The sequence below is a fragment of the Brachybacterium huguangmaarense genome, from assembly GCF_025725725.1.
In the GTDB taxonomy this organism is placed as follows: Bacteria; Actinomycetota; Actinomycetes; order Actinomycetales; family Dermabacteraceae; genus Brachybacterium; species Brachybacterium huguangmaarense.
The window spans coordinates 1,028,151-1,044,794 of record NZ_CP107020.1 but is presented as its reverse complement, the minus strand read 5'-3'; the positions used below and the strand labels follow the sequence as shown (position 1 = coordinate 1,044,794).

At 72.9% G+C, this 16,644-nt stretch carries 17 protein-coding genes; 10 read left to right on the top strand and 7 right to left on the bottom strand.

Translation table 11 applies throughout. The features are described from left to right. The first annotated feature begins 30 nt into the window (after positions 1-30). Genes BRM3_RS04610 through BRM3_RS04600 form a run of 3 tightly spaced genes read left to right on the top strand, consistent with a single transcriptional unit; the run spans position 31 to position 2,301 of the window. The gene (locus tag BRM3_RS04610) at positions 31-819 is read left to right on the top strand and encodes a fructosamine kinase family protein (protein WP_263594916.1); all 789 of its coding nucleotides are present in this window, start codon (positions 31-33) and stop codon (positions 817-819) included. 4 nt (positions 820-823) lie between these two features. Continuing rightward, complete coding sequence (locus BRM3_RS04605) at positions 824-1,699, top strand: HAD family hydrolase (RefSeq protein ID WP_263594915.1); 876 nt, start codon at positions 824-826, stop codon at positions 1,697-1,699. Next, positions 1,696-2,301, top strand: coding sequence for a YbhB/YbcL family Raf kinase inhibitor-like protein (locus BRM3_RS04600; RefSeq protein ID WP_263594914.1), 606 nt, complete (start codon positions 1,696-1,698; stop codon positions 2,299-2,301). The genes BRM3_RS04605 and BRM3_RS04600 overlap by 4 nt, the downstream gene beginning before the upstream one ends. A gap of 36 nt (positions 2,302-2,337) precedes the next feature. Here the strand turns inward: BRM3_RS04600 and BRM3_RS04595 are convergent, their stop codons facing one another. Next, a complete protein-coding gene (locus tag BRM3_RS04595; RefSeq protein WP_263594913.1) occupies positions 2,338-3,153 on the bottom strand; it encodes a methyltransferase domain-containing protein in 816 nt (271 codons plus the stop codon). A gap of 354 nt (positions 3,154-3,507) precedes the next feature. On the opposite strand from BRM3_RS04595, the gene BRM3_RS04590 reads away from it, so the two are divergent. Next, complete coding sequence (locus BRM3_RS04590; protein WP_263594912.1) at positions 3,508-3,996, top strand: GNAT family N-acetyltransferase; 489 nt, start codon at positions 3,508-3,510, stop codon at positions 3,994-3,996. Here BRM3_RS04590 and BRM3_RS04585 read toward each other — a convergent pair. Further along, the gene (locus BRM3_RS04585; RefSeq protein ID WP_263594911.1) at positions 3,977-4,738 is read right to left on the bottom strand and encodes a PH domain-containing protein; all 762 of its coding nucleotides are present in this window, start codon (positions 4,736-4,738) and stop codon (positions 3,977-3,979) included. The two genes, BRM3_RS04590 and BRM3_RS04585, sit on opposite strands and share 20 nt — an antisense overlap. Before the next feature lie 106 nt (positions 4,739-4,844). Between BRM3_RS04585 and BRM3_RS04580 the strand changes: the two genes are divergently transcribed. The 5 genes from BRM3_RS04580 to BRM3_RS04560 all read left to right on the top strand — a co-directional run bounded on the left by BRM3_RS04580 (position 4,845) and on the right by BRM3_RS04560 (position 9,426). Further along, on the top strand, positions 4,845-5,927 hold the full coding sequence (locus tag BRM3_RS04580) for a WXG100 family type VII secretion target (RefSeq protein WP_263594910.1): 1,083 nt from the start codon (positions 4,845-4,847) through the stop codon (positions 5,925-5,927). 64 nt (positions 5,928-5,991) lie between these two features. Further along, positions 5,992-6,843, top strand: a complete 852-nt coding sequence (locus tag BRM3_RS04575) for a hypothetical protein (protein WP_263594909.1) — start codon at positions 5,992-5,994, stop codon at positions 6,841-6,843. Between the two features lie 161 nt (positions 6,844-7,004). Further along, positions 7,005-8,423: a purine-cytosine permease family protein gene (locus tag BRM3_RS04570; RefSeq protein ID WP_263595396.1), complete on the top strand. Its 1,419-nt coding sequence runs from the start codon at positions 7,005-7,007 to the stop codon at positions 8,421-8,423. Beyond that, positions 8,413-8,994 (top strand): cysteine hydrolase family protein, encoded by a 582-nt coding sequence (locus BRM3_RS04565; protein WP_263594908.1) that lies wholly within the window; start codon positions 8,413-8,415, stop codon positions 8,992-8,994. Before BRM3_RS04570 ends, BRM3_RS04565 begins: the two co-directional genes overlap by 11 nt. Positions 8,995-9,003: 9 nt before the next feature. Then, positions 9,004-9,426, top strand: coding sequence for a YccF domain-containing protein (locus BRM3_RS04560; protein WP_263594907.1), 423 nt, complete (start codon positions 9,004-9,006; stop codon positions 9,424-9,426). Positions 9,427-9,462: 36 nt separating this feature from the next. Here the strand turns inward: BRM3_RS04560 and BRM3_RS04555 are convergent, their stop codons facing one another. The 4 genes from BRM3_RS04555 to BRM3_RS04540 all read right to left on the bottom strand — a co-directional run bounded on the left by BRM3_RS04555 (position 9,463) and on the right by BRM3_RS04540 (position 14,701). Then, a complete protein-coding gene (locus BRM3_RS04555; RefSeq protein ID WP_263594906.1) occupies positions 9,463-10,485 on the bottom strand; it encodes an NADP-dependent oxidoreductase in 1,023 nt (340 codons plus the stop codon). After that, the gene (ppsA, locus tag BRM3_RS04550; protein WP_263594905.1) at positions 10,482-12,947 is read right to left on the bottom strand and encodes a phosphoenolpyruvate synthase; all 2,466 of its coding nucleotides are present in this window, start codon (positions 12,945-12,947) and stop codon (positions 10,482-10,484) included. Before ppsA ends, BRM3_RS04555 begins: the two co-directional genes overlap by 4 nt. After that, complete coding sequence (locus BRM3_RS04545; protein WP_263594904.1) at positions 12,944-13,798, bottom strand: pyruvate, water dikinase regulatory protein; 855 nt, start codon at positions 13,796-13,798, stop codon at positions 12,944-12,946. Before BRM3_RS04545 ends, ppsA begins: the two co-directional genes overlap by 4 nt. A 93-nt stretch (positions 13,799-13,891) precedes the next feature. Next, positions 13,892-14,701 carry an AraC family transcriptional regulator gene (locus tag BRM3_RS04540; RefSeq protein WP_263594903.1) on the bottom strand — a complete coding sequence of 270 codons (810 nt, stop codon included), beginning with the start codon at positions 14,699-14,701 and terminating at the stop codon, positions 13,892-13,894. A gap of 70 nt (positions 14,702-14,771) precedes the next feature. Here BRM3_RS04540 and BRM3_RS04535 point away from each other — a divergent pair, with 70 nt between their 5' ends. After that, complete coding sequence (locus BRM3_RS04535; RefSeq protein WP_263594902.1) at positions 14,772-15,284, top strand: VOC family protein; 513 nt, start codon at positions 14,772-14,774, stop codon at positions 15,282-15,284. A gap of 10 nt (positions 15,285-15,294) precedes the next feature. Here BRM3_RS04535 and BRM3_RS04530 read toward each other — a convergent pair whose 3' ends face one another. Next, positions 15,295-16,533, bottom strand: coding sequence for an FUSC family protein (locus BRM3_RS04530; protein WP_263594901.1), 1,239 nt, complete (start codon positions 16,531-16,533; stop codon positions 15,295-15,297). Between the last annotated feature and the right edge of the window lie 111 nt (positions 16,534-16,644).

Here is a 16,644-nt window from a genome sequence, read left to right as displayed (position 1 = left end):
CGGGGGCGTCACGAGCCCTACGGTGGGGGCATGCGCGATCACCTCAAGCAGCGTGCCGACGCCCCGCGGGGCTTCTTCGCCGCGGAGGCGGACGGTCTCCGCTGGCTCGCCGCACCGCGGGCCGTGCCCGTGGTCGAGGTGCTCGAGGTGGGCGACGACTTCGTGCGGCTCGAGCACCTGACGGGCGTCTCCCCCACGGCGCTCGCGGCACGGACTGTCGGCGCGCGCCTCGCCCGCCTGCACGACGCGGGCGCCCCGGGTTTCGGCTGGGCGCCGTCCCCGACCGCCTGGTTCGGTCCTCTCGAGGCGCCCTTCGAGGTGCCGACCGCCTCGCGCGCGACGTTCGCCGAGTTCTGGGCCGAGGACCGTCTGCGGCCGATCGCCCGGCGCGCGGCGCCGACCCTCGGGCCCGCGGGCCGCGCCGCCGTCGACGAGGCCGTCGACGCGATCGCGTCGGGAGCCTTCGACGGCGTGGCCGGCCAGGGGACGGAGCAGCCCTCCCGCGTGCACGGCGACCTGTGGTCCGGGAACCTGATGTGGACCGAGTCCGGCGGGACCCTCATCGACCCCGCCGCCCACGGCGGGCACCGGCTCGAGGATCTCGCGCTGCTGTCGCTGTTCGGCGCGCCCCACCTCGACGAGATCGCCGCCGGCTACGAGGAGCAGCACCCGATGCCGGCGTCGTGGCGCCGGGATCTGCCGGCCCATCTCTTCTTCGCCCTGCTCGCCCACGTCCACCTGTTCGGCGGCATGTACACCGACCAGGCCGTCTCGACGGCGCGTGCGGTGGTGGCCCGGGCCGACGACCTGCGATCCTGAGGGCATGACTGCCCCGAACCCCGCCCGCCGTCGCGTCGTCTTCCTCGACTTCGACGGGACCTACGCCATGCACGGCGTCGTGCCCGACGCCCATGCGGAGGCCGTGCGTCGCGCCCGCGCGAACGGCCACGACGTGCTCCTGTGCACGGGGCGTCCGCTGTCGATCCTCGCTCCCGCCGTGACCGAGGCCTTCGACGGCATCGTCTCGTCGGCCGGGGCCCGGGTGGACATCGACGGCCAGGTGCTGTGCGACCACCGCTACCCGCCGGAGCTCGCGCGTCGCACCGTCGACGTGCTCGAGGCGAACGGCGTCGCCTACTGCCTCGAGGCGCCCGACGCGATGTACACGCCCGCGAGCGGCATCGAGCGGCTGCGCGAGCAGATCGAACGGCTGCTCCGCGCGACGGACGAACGGCGGGACGCGAGCGGCCCCCACGACATCTATGCGGCTCTCACCGTGCCCGACGACCTGCGCGCCTGCTCGTTCGCGAAGGTCTCGGTGTGGGACTCGCCCGTCGGCGTCGAGGAGCTCGCGGCGCGCATCGGCGCCGGGGTGCGGCCGCTGCCCAACTCGGTCTCGGGCGACGCGACGCGCTCGGGCGAGCTGCAGCTCGCCGATGTCGACAAGGCCGACGGGGTCGCGCTCGTGGCCCGCCGCCTGGGCCTCGGCATCGAGGACACGGTCGGGGCGGGCGACGGGATGAACGACGTCGGCATGCTCGCGATCACCGGCACGTCGATCGGGATCGAGGGCTCCCCCGCGGCGGTGCTCGAGCACGCGGACCTCGTCGTGCCCCGCCCCGAGCAGCACGGCCTGGTCGAGGCGTTCGAGCGCCTGGGCCTCCTCGACGATGCACGTCTGGAAGACTCGCGGGCATGAAGCTTCCCAGCAGCTCCGATGTCCGCCGCGCGGTCGAGTCCGCCGTGAGTCCCCTGGGACGCGCCCTGAACGATCGTCGCGTCGGGGCCGCGGGCTCCGTCGCCAACTTCCGCCAGCTCGAGGGGCCGGCCGGCCTGACCGTGACCTCCACGTCGTTCGCCGACGGCCAGGAGATCCCCGATCGCCACTGCGGCGTCGGCATGGGCCGAGGAGTGTCCCCCGAGCTCGCCTGGACCGGCGTGCCCGACTCTGCGCGCCGCCTGCTGCTGATCGTCGAGGATCTCGACTTCCCGTCGACCTCCCACACCGGCCTGCACAGCGTCGCGATGTTCGAGCCCGACGGCGACAGCGGCGAGATCGTCGAGGGCGCCCTCGTCGCGGGGTCCTCGCGCTTCGCGTTCTGCAAGGACTACCGCGGCCGCACGGGGTTCGCGCCGCCCCGCCCGCTGCCGGGCCACGGCACCCATCACTATGCGTTCCACCTCTACGCGCTCGACACCCCCGTGACGCCGCCCGAGGGCAGCGCGCTCTCGGCGCTGCTGCCGCTCGTGGAGGGGCACGTGGTCGCGAGCGGTCACCTCGTGGGCACCAAGACCTCCTGACGCCCGCGGGGAGCACCCCCGACGAGGCGAAGGGGGTCAGGCCCGCGCGATGATCTCGCCGTGGGGCACGAGGAACCAGCCGTCGGGGTCCGTCGCCCAGGCGCGCCAGGCCCCGGCGATCGCGTCGAGCTCGGCCTGCTCGGCGCGGCCCTCGCGCACGAGCTGGGCGGCGAGCGCGGTCGCGCTGATCCGGCCGGCCCATGAGTCGGCCCACCAGGCGCGGTCCTCGGGAGTCGCGTAGCACCACGTGCTCGCGCCGGGCTCGACGTCCTCGAGGCCGGCCGCGTGCGCCCAGGCCAGGAGCCGGCGGCCCGCGTCGGGGTGGCCGCCGTTGGCCTCGGCGGCCTGGAGGTAGAGCTCGAGCCAGCGGTCCATCCGGGGCTCGTCGGGGTACCAGCGGAAGCCCGGGTAGTCGGCGTCGCGGACGGCGACGATGCCGCCGGGCACGGTCACGCGTCGCAGCTCGACGAGCATCGCGACGGGATCGGCGACGTGCTGGAGCACCTGGTGGGCGTGGACCACGTTGAAGGCGTGGTCCGGGAAGGGCAGGGCGTGGGCGTCGGCCACGATCACCTCGGCCGCGATCCCCTGGCGCTCGAGCTCGGCCCGGGTGAGGGCTGCCGCCTCTTCGGACACCTCGACGGCGGTCACGGAGCCCGGGGCGACGGCGCGGGCGAGGTCGGCCGTGATGGTGCCGGCCCCCGAGCCCACGTCGAGCAGGCGCTGACCGGGGCGCAGGTGCGCGAGGAGGTAGGACGCCGAGTTCGCGGCGCTGCGACGGCGGTGCCCGCCGAGCACGGCGGGTGCGTATCCGTGGGTGTAGGCGTGCGGGTGAACGGTGGCGTCGGACATGCCAGCACACTACGACTGTCCCGACATTCGGGACGGATCATCTCGCGATGCAGTCCGAGCCCGCCTCTCCCGGCGCGGCGCCCACGGTCCCCTGCCGAGAACGCGTCCCGCGGCCATCGAGGTCTGCGCCATGGTCGTCATCGCGCATCGAGTTCTGCGCCATGGTCGCCATCGCGTCAGATGGCGACCGCTCTGCAGAACTCGATGACCGCAGCACCCCGCGCTCAGCCCTTCCCACGTCGGGGACATCGCCCGCCGCCTCGGCGTCGATCACCGAGAACAGCCGCCGACTAGACTCAACCGCTCGTGCCTGCCGGCGAGGGTCGCGTCGGACAGCGCGTCAGGGAGGAACAGATGACAGCCACCGCGAACCGCCGCGTCGAGCGCTGCCGACCGGCTGATGCTCCCGCGCTCTGGGCGCTGCGCCGCGAGCGCGAGAACTGGCTCGAGCACAGGGGCATCGTGCAGTGGCCCCTCGACTCCCTGCCGCTCGCCGAGGTCGAGGAACAGCTCGCGGAGCGGCAATGGTGGTGCGTCCGCGGCAACGAGGGGATCGAGGCCGCCGTCCGGGTCATGGAGACCGACGAGGAGTTCTGGGGCGCAGATCCGACGCCCGCCCTCTACCTCCACACCCTGATGGTCGCGCTCACGGCCGGCGGGATCGGGCTGCCGGCCGTGCTGCTCGCCCACGCGGAGTCGATCGCGCGGCGCAGCGGCGCCGCCGCGCTGCGACTGGACTGCGTCGAGCGCCTGTGCCCGTTCTATGAGCGCCACGGCTTCGCGCACGTGCGGCCACGCGTGTTCCCGGACTTCACGACGCAGCTCATGGCCAGGGTGGTGTGAGCGCGTCCACGACGGCGCGCCCCGCCGCCTCCGCCACCCCCGCGGCCTCGAGCCGGTGCCCGTCCGCGCCGTGCACGACGACCGTGGCCGTGCCGTCCGGGCCTGGCCCGGTCAGCTCGGCGACTGCCACGGCGTCCCGCGGGATCTCCCGGTCGATCCTCCAGCCGAGCAGTCCCGTCGAGGCGAGCAGCACCCGCCGGTCGCTCACGAGCAGCGCCGCCCGCCGGGCCCCGGATGCGCCGGCGCCGAGCGTCGAGGCGATCGGCCGCTCGCCCGCCTCGAGCACGGTCTCGACGCCTCCGCCGCTCGCGGCGGCGTCCCCGATCAGGACCGGCTCGGGCTGCGCGGCCCCGGCCACCAGGTGACGCACGAGGCCGACGACGCGCTCGGCCTGGGCGCGGTCGTCGCTCACGAGCTCGAGGTCGGCTCCCCCGCGCGTCCCCACCCGGAGCCGGCCCGAGAGGGCCGTCGGCGTGTACTCGGCGCCCGTGATGTCGGGGGCGGCGGCCTGGGCGACCACGCGCCATCCGCGCAGCATGCGCAGCCGCGCGACGAGCACCCGGCGGTCGGTGACCAGCAGGAACGGGTTCGCGTCCGACCGCGTGTCCCCCACGAGCACCTCGTGGACCACCTCGTCGGGCGCGAGCAGCCTCTCGGGCAGGTCGACCGTCCTCGTGTCGTACCGCTTCGTGATGCGCGAGGTCGCCGCGAGGAAGGTCTGCTGAGATCGGGTCCAGGCCATGGACCGCACCGTACCGGCCGATCCCATGGGGAGTTCTCCCCATGGGGACGAGCGCCGCGCACGGCCTAGGCTGAGCGGCGTCCGAGGACCGACGAGGGGAGAGACCGTGGCCGGAGGATTCTGGGGTGCCGACCCCGAGGCGCTCAGGGCCCACGCGTCGCTGCTGCGCGACAGGGCGTCGTCGCTGGCCCAGCTGCGCGAGCGGCTCGAACCCGCCGTGCTCGACGAGTCCATCTGGGTGGGACCGGACGCCGACACGTTCCGCAGCACGTGGACCTCGCGGACCGCCCCCGCCGTCGCCGACGTCGTCGCGAAGCTCGGCGGCGACGGGACCACCCTCGACCACGAGGCCGAGGAGCAGGACACCGCCTCCCAGGGCGGCGGCCAGGGCGCTCCCGGCGAGGGATCGCCCGGCGACGGATCGACGCCCGGCGGCGTGTGGGACATCATCCCGGGCGGGATCGAGGCCTACAACAAGCTCCAGGGCCTGTTCTCGAAGTCCAAGAAGGCGTGGGACCTCATCAGCGACGTCCGGACCTGGGGCCGCTTCCTCGGCGGCGCCGGGGACGTCTTCGAGTTCGCGGCGGGCACCTGGAGGTACGGGCAGGAGATCACGAGCAAGGTGCTCAGCACCGGCAAGGAGTACTCCGGTCTCGCCTCGCGCCTGCTCGGCAAGCTCGGCCTGCCCACCGGCTTCGGCCCCAAGAACTTCTTCGGCTGGATCGACTCGGGCGTCGGCAAGATCGCCGAGAAGGTCCCCTTTCTCACCAAGGCGGCGCCGTGGCTCGGCAAGGCGCTCCCGGGCATCGACATCGCGTTCGGCGGCTACCAGATGATCGACTCGATCGGGAAGGGCGACACCTTCCACGCGATCACCGGCGGAGCCCAGACCCTCGGCGGCTCCCTCATGCTCGCGGGCGGCCTCATGTCCACGACGGGCGTCGGCGCGATCGTGGGCGGTCCGCTCGCCGCCGCGGGGGCCGTGATCACCGCCGGGGCGGCCCTCGCGGACGTCGGCAAGATGGTCTACGACAACTGGGACTCGATCTCCGAGACCGCGGGCCAGGTGTGGGACGCGACGACCTCGGCCGTCGGGAACGCGGCGGACGCGGTCGGCGACTTCGCCTCCGACGCCGGCGAGGCGATCGGCGACGGGCTGTCCAACGCCTGGCACAGTGTGTTCGGGTGAGACCAGCGGGTCCGCCGCCTCCGCCGCTCCCCTCTCTCCGCCGTCCCCTTGAAGGAGGGCCTGCATGACCACGTCGACATCGACCGACCACGCCGGTGACATCCAGGTCACCGAGCGGGACATGCTCGGTGCCCTCGAGCTGCTGGCGGCCGCCTCGCCGGACCCCGACGAGCTGCTCGTGCTCACCGACGAGGAGCTGCTGGGACTCGCCGGTCCCGCCGCCCTCGAGCTGCTCGGCGGCCCCTACCTGGCACAGGACCGAATCGACGCCGAGTCGTCGTCGGCCGCCGCCGTCCGCTCGCTCGCGGCACGCCGTCTGGTCACGGTCTCCCCCGAGGGGCGCGAGGACGAGGGCGAGGTCGTGGTCGGCGACGGCGACCCCCGCGAGCGCGCCGTGCAGCTCGACCGCCGTCTGGCCGGCGCGATTACCCTGCGCCGCATCCCCGAGGCGATGATGACCGTGTCCCGCACGCTCGCGGGCGGCACCACCGTGCTCGGGCTCTACCTCTTCCCCGGCGGCGGCGTGCTCGAGGAATACGTGACGATCGACGGCTTCCACCACCTGAGCCTTCCCACCCTCGACGCCCTGCCCGAGCGTCTCGCGGTCTTCGTCGATCCCTTCGAGTCCGCCCACGAGGACGGCGCGATCGAGACCGTGACACCCGAGGGCCCGATCGAGGACTACCGGGTCGAGGGCACCCGCTCCCTGGCCGTGCTCACCTCCATCACGGAGGGCGCCGGCCGCCAGGCCACCTTCTTCGGCACCGAGGACCGCCTGCGGGTGCTCGACAACGGCACGATCGAGGGCGACGACGCCGAGCGCTCCCGGCAGATCACGGACGTCTCGGCGACCACCCTCCGCGCGATCCTCGAGGATCTCGTCCCGGTCCTCGTGGACGACGAGACGGAGAGCTGACCCGCTGGGACTCTGCAAGGATGTGCCCTGCATCCCGTCCCGCTCCCCGCATCCCCACGGAGGCGCCCGTGTCGTCCCTCCCGTCCCCAAGGCCCGCCGACCCTGTCCCCTCGAGCAGCGAGCACTCCGACCGTCCCGGCGCCCTCGTCGAGACCACCGGCATCGAGATCATCGCCGAGTCGGAGCGGACCGCCGCCCCGCACGACCTGTTCTGGCCGTGGTTCGCGGCCAACGTCTCCGTCTTCGGGATGACGTACGGCAGCTACCTGCTGGGCTTCGGCATCTCGCTGTGGCAGGCCACGGTCGTCGCGATCATCGGCATCATCATCAGCTTCGCCCTGTGCGGGCTCGTCGCGATCGCCGGCAAGCGCGGCAGCGCGCCCACCATGGTGCTCTCGCGCGCCGCCTTCGGCGTGCAGGGCCAGAAGCTGCCGGGCATCATCTCGTGGCTGACCTCGATCGGTTGGGAGACGTCGCTATCGATCACGGCCGTGCTCGCGACGGCCACCGTGTTCCGCGCGCTCGGCTGGGGCAGCGGCGGCGTCGTGACCGTGATCGCGGCGATCCTCATCGCCGCGCTCATCGTCTCGGCGGCCGTGCTCGGCTACCACACGATCATGCGGCTGCAGTCGATCCTCACGTGGGCCACCGGGGCCATGACGATCCTGTTCATGATCCTGACCGTGCCGCACATCCGGTGGAGCACCGTCGCCTCGCTGCCCGACGGTTCCCTCCAGCAGATGATCGGCGCCCTCGTCATGGTCATGACGGGATTCGGCCTGGGCTGGATCAACATCGCCGCGGACTGGTCGCGCTACCAGCGCCGCTCCGCGTCCGACTCCTCGATCGTCGCCTGGAACACGATCGGCGGCTCGGCCGCCCCCGTCGTGCTCGTCGTCTTCGGGCTCCTGCTCGCCGGTTCCGACCAGTCCCTCGCCGACGCGATCGGCGGTGACCCCATCGGGGCCCTCACCACGATCCTGCCGCTCTGGGCCCTCATCCCGTTCTGGATCGTCGCGATCCTGACCCTCGTCTCGGGCGCCGTGCTCGGCATCTACTCCTCGGGCCTGACGCTGCTGAGCCTGGGGATCCGCATCCCGCGCCCTGCGGCGGCCGCGGTCGACGGCGTGATCCTCACGGTCGGCACCATCTGGGTGGCGTTCTTCGCCCAGAGCTTCATCGGCCCCTTCCAGAGCTTCCTCATCACACTCGGCGTGCCGATGGCGTCGTGGGCCGGCATCCTGATCGCCGACGTCCTGACCCGGCGCACCGACTACGACGAGGCGGCGCTGTTCGACGCGCGCGGCCGCTACGGGGCGGTCGACGGGATCTCCGTGGGCACGATGGTGGTCGCGTCGCTGATCGGCTGGGGCCTGGTCATCAACTCCTTCGCCGAGGACGCGCCGTGGAACAACTGGCAGGGCTACCTGCTCGGGCTGATCGGCGGCAAGGAGGGCACGTGGGCGTCTGCGAACCTCGGCGTGATCGTCGCTCTCGTGCTGTCGTTCCTGGTCACGCTGGTGGTGCGGCGCGGACGCATCCAGCGCCAGGAGGCAGGGCTGATGCGCCGTGGCGCGTGACGCAGCCGCCGCGAGTCCCTGGCTCGTGGTGATCGACCCCCAGCGCATCTTCGCCGACCCCGCCTCGGCGTGGGCGTCTCCCGCCTTCCCCGCGGCGATGGAGCGCATCGTGCGCCTCGCCGCCCGCTTCGGGCCCGAGCGCACGCTCGTGACGCGCTGGCTCCCGACCGGCGACCGGTCGACGGCCTGGGGTGACTACTTCCGGGCATGGCCCTTCGCCGACGTGCCCGCCGACGACCCGCTGTACGCGCTCGTCGAGGGCGCCGCCGTGCTGTCGGCCCACCCGACCGTCGACGAGCCGACGTTCGGCAAGTGGGGCCCGCAGCTCGCGGCGCGGGTCGGCGAGCGCCCCCACCTGGTGCTCGCCGGGGTCTCGACGGACTGCTGCGTGATCGCGACGGCGCTCGCGGCCGCCGATGCCGGCGTGCGGGTGACCGTCGTGACCGATGCGTGCGCCGCCTCGACACCGGAGAACGGGCAGGCCGCGCTTCACGTGCTGGGCCTGTTCGGCCCCCAGATCGACCTCGTGGAGAGCACCGGGTCCCTCCCGGAGGCCGCGACGGGGCCCTAGGCTCGAACCATGCGTACCGTGATCTCCCTCATCCTGAACCTCATCTGGCTCGTCACCGCGGGATGGTCGCTGTTCCTCGGCTACGTCATCGCGGGCGTGCTCGCGTGCATCCTCGTGGTGACCATCCCCTTCGGCGTCGCCTCGTTCCGGATCGCCGGCTTCGTGCTGTGGCCCTTCGGCCGCGAGGTCGTCGACACCCGGCGCGGCGGCGTGGGCAGCTCGCTGGGCAACGTGATCTGGTTCGTGATCGCCGGCTGGTGGCTCGCGCTCGGGCACGTGCTGACCGCCGTCGCCCAGGCCGTCACGATCATCGGCATCCCGCTCGCGTGGGCGAACCTCAAGCTGATCCCCGTCACCTGCTTCCCCTTCGGCAAGCAGGTCGTGTCCTCGGCCGATGCGCGGGCGCAGATGTTCCCGACCGCGCGCGGCTGACGCGGAGCGGACGGGTCCCCGCAGGGGACGTCGGCGTCAGATGCGCACGAGCATCTTGCCGATGTTCGCGCCCTTCATCATGTCGATGAAGGCCTGCGGGGCGTTCTCCACACCGTCGACCACGGTCTCGTCGTAGACGAGCCGTCCCTCTCGCAGCCAGGTGCCAGCGCGATCGGCGAACTCGTCGCGGTATCGCTCGGCGAACTCGCGCACGGTGAAGCCGCGCAGCGAGAGCGAGAAGGTGATCAGGCGGCCGAGGTTGTCCGGCCCGGGCCTCGCGGCCCGCTCGTTGTAGGAGGAGATGGCCCCGCACAGCACGCCGCGCCCGCCGCGGTTCATGACGTCGATGGCCGCCTCGAGATGATCACCGCCGACGTTGTCGTAGTAGACGTCGATGCCGTCGGGCATCACGTCCGGCAGCTGCTCGCGGATGGGGGCGTCCTTGTAGTTGACCGCGGCGTCGTAGCCGTACTTCTCGGTGAGCACGGCGACCTTCTCGTCGGACCCGGCGGAGCCGACGACCCGGGAAGCGCCGAGCAGCCGCGCGAACTGACCGGCAGCCGTCCCGACGGAGCCCGCCGCCCCCGAGACGAAGACCGACTCGCCCTCTCGCAGCCGCCCGACCTCGACGAGCCCGGCATATGCGGTCAGTCCCGTCATCCCCAGGAGGTGCAGGTGCACGGATGAGGGCGCGTCCTCGATCTCGGGCACGGCCGTGAACGTCGCGGCCGGTCCCTGGGCGACGTCCCTCCAGCCCTGCATGTGCTGGACGAGCGTGCCCTCGGGCAGCGAGGCGTCGCGCGAGGCGGTCACCCGGCCGACGGCGCCGCCGTCCATCGCCTCTCCGAGGCGGTAGGGCTCGACATAGCTCTCCTGCTCGACCATGCGGCCGCGCATGTAGGGATCGACCGACACGAACTCGTTGGCCACGCGGACCTCGCCCTCACCCAGCTCGGGCAGTTCCACCTCCTCGAGCCGGAACGTGTCCTCGGTCGGCCATCCCTCAGGGCGGGAGACGAGGTGGATCTGGCGGCTCGTGGTGTGGTCCTCGGCGTTCATGGCTCTCCTTCTGCGGTGTGCCCGGTGCGACGCACCGGCCGATGTTCGCCGCCCACGCTAGCGCCACCCCTCGAGGAGCCGCCGCCTCGCCCCGCGTGCCGCGCGAGGCGCAGCCAGGTCTCGACGATCGTGTCGGAGTTGAGCGACATCGACTCGATGCCCTGGTCCATGAGCCATTCGGCGAGGTCCGGGTGATCCGAGGGGCCCTGGCCGCAGATCCCGATGTACTTGCCCTGGGCACGGCACGCCCGGATCGCGCGCTCGAGCAGGAACAGCACCGCGGGATCACGCTCGTCGAACTGGTCGGCCACGAGCGCGGAATCCCGGTCGAGGCCCAGGGTCAGCTGGGTCATGTCGTTCGATCCGATCGAGAAGCCGTCGAAGTGGTCGAGGAACGCCTCGGGGGTCGCGGCGTTCGAGGGGATCTCGCACATCATGATCACCTGCAGTCCGTTCTCCCCGCGCCGCAGCCCGTGGGAGGCCATCAGCTCGACCACGCGGCGGCCCTCGTCGGGGGTGCGGACGAACGGCACCATGAGCCGCACGTTCGTGAGCCCCATGTCATCGCGCACCCGCTTCATCGCCGCGCACTCCATCGCGAAGCACTCCGCGAACTCGGCCGAGACGTACCGCGAGGCGCCGCGGTAGCCGATCATCGGGTTCTCCTCGTCGGGCTCGAACAGCTCGCCGCCCACGAGGTTCGCGTACTCGTTGGACTTGAAGTCGCTCAGGCGCACGATGACGGGGCGCGGCCAGAACGCCGCCGCGATGGTCGAGACGCCCTCCGCGACACGGGACACGAAGTACTCGCGCGGCGAGGGGTAGGCCGCCGTCATGTGCTCGATCCGCTCGCGCAGCGCGGCGTCCTCGAGGGTGCCGAGGGCGAGCAGCGCGGCGGGGTGGATGCCGATCTGGCGGTTGATGATGAACTCGAGCCGGGCCAGGCCCACGCCGTCGCACGGGATCCGGGACATCGCGAACGCCTGCTCCGGCGCCCCCGCGTTCATCATGATCTTGACGTCGAGGGCCGGCATCTCCTCGACGTCGGTCGAGGTCACGTCGTAGTCGAGCAGCCCCTCGTACACGTAGCCGGTGTCGCCCTCGGCGGCCGAGACGGTCACGGCGGTGCCGTCGACGAGGTCCGTGGTCGCGCGCCCGGTGCCGACGACGGCGGGGATGCCGAGCTCGCGCGCGATGATCGCGGCATGGCACGTGCGTCCGCCGCGATCGGTGACGATCGCGCTCGCCCGCTTCATGATCGGCTCCCAGTCCGGGTCCGTCATGTCGGCGACCAGCACCTCCCCGGGCACGAAGTCGTGCATCCGGTCGATCGACGCGAGCACCCGCACGGGGCCCGCGCCGATGCGCTGGCCGATGGCGCGGCCCTCGATGAGCACGGGCCCGCGCTCGTGGAGCGCGTACTTCTGGACCCCGCCGGCCGTGTGGCGCGACTGCACCGTCTCCGGGCGCGCCTGGAGGATGTAGAGCCGTCCGTCGACGCCGTCGAGGCCCCATTCGATGTCCATCGGCCGCCCGTAGTGCTCCTCGATCACGAGGGCGTGGCGGGCCAGCTCGGTCACCTGCTCGTCGTCGAGCGACAACCGGCGCTGGTCGGCCGGGGCGACGGGCACGGAGTCGATGGTGCGCCCGACGGTCGCGTCGTCGGTGTAGATCATCTTGGTGGCCTTCTCCCCGACCGTCCTGCGCAGGATCGCCGGGCGGCCCTGGCGCAGCGACTCCTTGCGCACGTAGAACTCGTCGGGGTTGACGGCGCCCTGCACGACGGCCTCCCCGAGGCCGTACGCCGAGGTGATGAACACGGCCCCCTCGAAGCCCGTCTCGGTGTCGACGGTGAACATGACGCCGCTCGAGCCGAGGTCGGTGCGCACCATGCGCTGCACGCCCGCGGACAGCGCGACCGCTGCATGGTCGAAGGCGTGGTGGACCCGGTAGGCGATCGCACGGTCGTTGTAGAGCGAGGCGAAGACTTCCCGGACCGCCTGCAGCACGGCATCGATGCCGCGCACGTTCAGGTACGTCTCCTGCTGGCCCGCGAAGGACGCGTCGGGCAGGTCCTCGGCGGTCGCCGAGGAGCGCACGGCGAAGGAGACCTGGTCGCCGCTGCCGGCGGCGAGCTCGGCGTAGGCGCCGCGGATGTCGGCCTCGAGATCCGGCGGGAAGGGCTGGCGGCGCACGCGCTCGCGGATGTGCCCGCCCACCTCGGCCAGGTGCACGGTGTCCTCGATGTCGAGGCCGGCCAGGGCCGTGTTGATGTCGTCGGCCAGGCCCGTCTCCCCGAGGAAGCGGCGGTAGGCCTCGGCCGTGGTCGCGAAGCCGTCGGGCACGGCCACGCCGAGGGACGCGAGGTGGGACACCATCTCGCCGAGGGACGCGTTCTTGCCGCCGACCGTCTCGACATCGCCCATGCCGAGCTCGGAGAAGCGTGCGACGTTCCGGATCATGAGGCGTCCTTTCGTCCCCCGGGACGGGGGAATCCTTGGAGGAGGATCGTGGCGATCTCCTCGACCGACCGGGTGGAGGTGTCGACGAAATCGATCGCGTGGTCGCGGTACAGGCTGCGGGCGCGGCTCAGTTCCCAGCGCACCTGGGGCGTCGAGGCGTACCGGGAGCCCGGACGGCGCTCCTCGCGCACGTCGTGGAGGCGCTGCGGGCTCGAGAGCAGGCCGAAGCAGCGATCGCGCAGCGGCCGGACGGGGCCGGGCAGCTCGTCGGTCTCGAGGTCCTCGTCGATGAGCGGGTAGTTGGCCACGAACATGCCGTGCTGGAGGGCGAGGAACATCGTGGTGGGCGTCTTGCCGCAGCGGGAGGGGCCCAGCAGGACGATGTCGGCCTTGTCGAGGGCCCGCAGGCTCTGGCCGTCGTCGTGCTCGATCGCGAACTCGACCGCCGCCATCCGGCGGTGGTAGCGCCGGACGTCCCCGACCGAGTGCAGGCGCGCGGGCTGGCGGTCGCCGTACCGACCCAGGGCGGCCTCGATGACGGGCAGGTGGTCGCCGACGAAGTCGACGATCGGGGCGTGCGCGGTGCGCAGGACGGCGCGCACGTCCTCGCTCACGACCGTCATGAACACGAGGGGCTCGGCGGGGCCGTCGCGGGCGGCGTCGATGCGCGCGACGATCTCGTGGGCCTCGTCGACGCTCGTGATGAACGGGATCAACTCGAGCGCGAAGGGCACGTCGGGGAACTGCAGGAGGAGGGCCTTGGCCATCGTCTCGGCGCTGATGCCCGTGGCGTCCGACAGGACGAAGACGGGCACGGCGACCGACGTCGCCGGCTGCTCGGGCGTCGTCATCGGGACCTGCACGTCATCGGGGGGCCGGTCTCCCGGTCTGCCCCGATCGTACGTGCGCGGGCGCGCGCGAGGACGGGACGAACGGTCCGCCGTTCAGGCGCCGCGGCCCTCCCGGTAGGCGCTCGGCGTCGTGCCGAGGACCTGTCGGAAGTCATGGGCCAGGTGCGCCTGGTCGGCGTAGCCGAGGTCCGCGGCAGTCTGCGCGATGCTCAGCGTCGGGTCCTCGCGCAGCCGCTGGGCGGCCTCCTGGAGCCGGTAGCGGCGGATCACCGCGAGCGGCGGCAGCCCGATGCCGCGGTGCGCGAGACGCTGCACCCCGCGGACCGAGACGCCCAGCCGCCGGGCCACCTGCTCGATGCGCACGATCCCGGGGTCGGTCGCGATGAGGTCCTCCATGGTGTTTCCGAGCAGGGCGGTCTGATCGGGCGCCGGCAGGTGCTCGGCGGCCCAGGTCTCCCAGACCCCGATCGCGTGGCGGCGTCCCGCGGCCTCGTCGGGCAGCTCCATCGCCTCTGCGATGCCGCCGTGGAGGCCTGGCACGGGCATGGCCACCTCGATGTCACGGAGGCGGGACGGCTCGGCGTGCAGCGCCATGAGTCCGGCCGGCCGCAGGAGCGCGCCGACCGCCCACCCGCGCCCCTGCAGATCGCGATGGGCGCGGCCCGTCGCGGGCCCCGCGAGCGTGACGCCGTCGAGCTGGACCACGAGGTTGGAGGCGGGGAAGGGCAGCAGCTCCTGGCGGGAGACCTCGCCGGGAGGGAGGTCCCAGCGGGGGAACCAGAACCACCGGACGAGAGCGGCGAGCGAGGCCGGGGCGCCCTCGCGATGGAACGTGGGCAGTCGCGCCGGGTACAGCACGCCGCGCCGGTCACCGGCATCGGCCCCGGGCGGGGACTCGTCCATGGCGCCTCCTTCGACGCGGTCGTCGCGAATCTCCAAGCCGGCGGCGCGCGGAGACTCCTACGGTCCCATCATGAGCGATCACGACACACCCCGACACGGCGTCAGCGGCGAGCACACGACCGATGGCATCCCCCACGGCTTGACCAGCCTGACCCCCTTCCTCGCCGTCGAGCGCGCGCGCGAGGCGATCGAGTTCTACCGCTCGGTGTTCGGTGCCCGCGTCGCCGGCGTCACCGAGATGGGCGGCGTCGTCGCCCACGCCGAGCTGGACTTCGGCCACGGCCACCTGCAGCTCGGGGAGCCCCAGCCCGCCTACGGCCTCGTACCGCTCCCCGACGGCGACGCCGACTGCTACTCGATGGGCCTGTACTGCGCGGACGTCGACGAGGTGGTCGAGCGGGCCGTGCAGGCCGGCGCGACGGTCCGCGAGGACGTGAGCACCTTCGTCTCGGGCGACCGGTTCGCCTCGATCCGCGACCCCTTCGGGGTGCGCTGGTCGATCATGTCCCGCGTCGAGGACCTGTCGGAGGCCGAGAGCGCACGCCGTGTGGAGGAGTGGGCGGCGGCCCAGCAGCAGGGGTGAGCTCGGCCCGTCAGCGGCGCCGGGCCCGGCGCGCGAGCGCGACCGACACGAGCACGGCGACGATGCCGACGACAGCGCCGATCGCCGTCTCGGCGACCCGGGCGAGCAGCAGCGGCACCGCGGGACGCGGGTTCGCGAGCTGCACCATGAGCAGCGCTAGCGGCGTGATGAAGGTGAGCGCGAGCGCGTAGTTGCGCAGCACGAACAGCTCGGCGAGGAACTGCAGGAGCACCACCCAGATGAGGGTCTGCCACGGCTGGGCGGGGAAGGACAGCAGGAACGCGGTCACGAGCACCCCGATCGCCGTGCCCACGATGCGGTGCAGCCCCCGCTCGACCTGGGCGCGATGCCCGGGCGCGGACAGCGGGACGACGGACGCGACCTGCGCCCAGTACGGCGACGGCAGACCGGCGAGGGTCGCGATGCCGCCGCCCGACAACGCCACGAGCGCGTACCGGGAGAACTCGACGCGCCGCTCGGCGCGTGGGACGGCCGGGGCCGTGCCCACGGGCGCCGGGCCGATCGGCCCTTCGCCGGTCCACTGCGCGAGGCGGCTCAGCAGCACGCACCACGACGCCGCGCCGAGCGCGATCAGGACGGCGAGCCACACGGGCGCCGAGACCGGCGCCGAGGCGACGGCCGTGGTCGCGAAGACGGGGAAGAGCGGGCCGGCCGGCTTGAGGCCGCGCACCAGGATGAGCACGGCGCTCGCACCGGCCACGAGCGCGCCGACGACCACCGTGACCAGGCTGTGGAGATGCGCGGCGGCGCCCGTCGTCGCGGAGCCGTCCGGCGCGAACACCGCCGCGATCACCGCCCCGAGCGCGACGCAGCACGTGAGCAGGATGCCGACGAGCACCTGCTGGCGCACGCGCGTCACGGTGGTCTGGTAGCGCCCGTAGATCGAGGTGAACGCGCCGAACGAGGCGAACAGCGACCACTCGAGATGCCCGAGCACGAGCAGCAGGACGAGGGGCGCGGCGAGCGAGAGCGAGATTCGCAGGGCCGGTGCCGCGTCCGCCCGGGCAGGACCCAGGCGGAGCATGCCGCGCGCGGTCCGGGTGAGCTCCGCACGGATGGGGAGGTCAGCCCGGGCGGGGAGGTCGGCCCGGTCGGGGACGTCGCCCCGGTCGGGGAGGTCAGCCCGGTCGGGGACGTCGCCCCGGTCGGGGAGGTCAGCCCGGTCGGGGAGGTCAGCCCGGTCGGGGAGGTCGGCCCCGTCGGGCCCCGGAGCGGTCTGATCAGGCACGTCAGAAGCATAGGAGGCCCGGGAGCAGAGGAGGCCGGAAGCATAGGAGGCGCGGGGTCACACGCACGTTCTCCCCACTCCGCAGCTGGAGCGATCCCGAGTGTCACACCC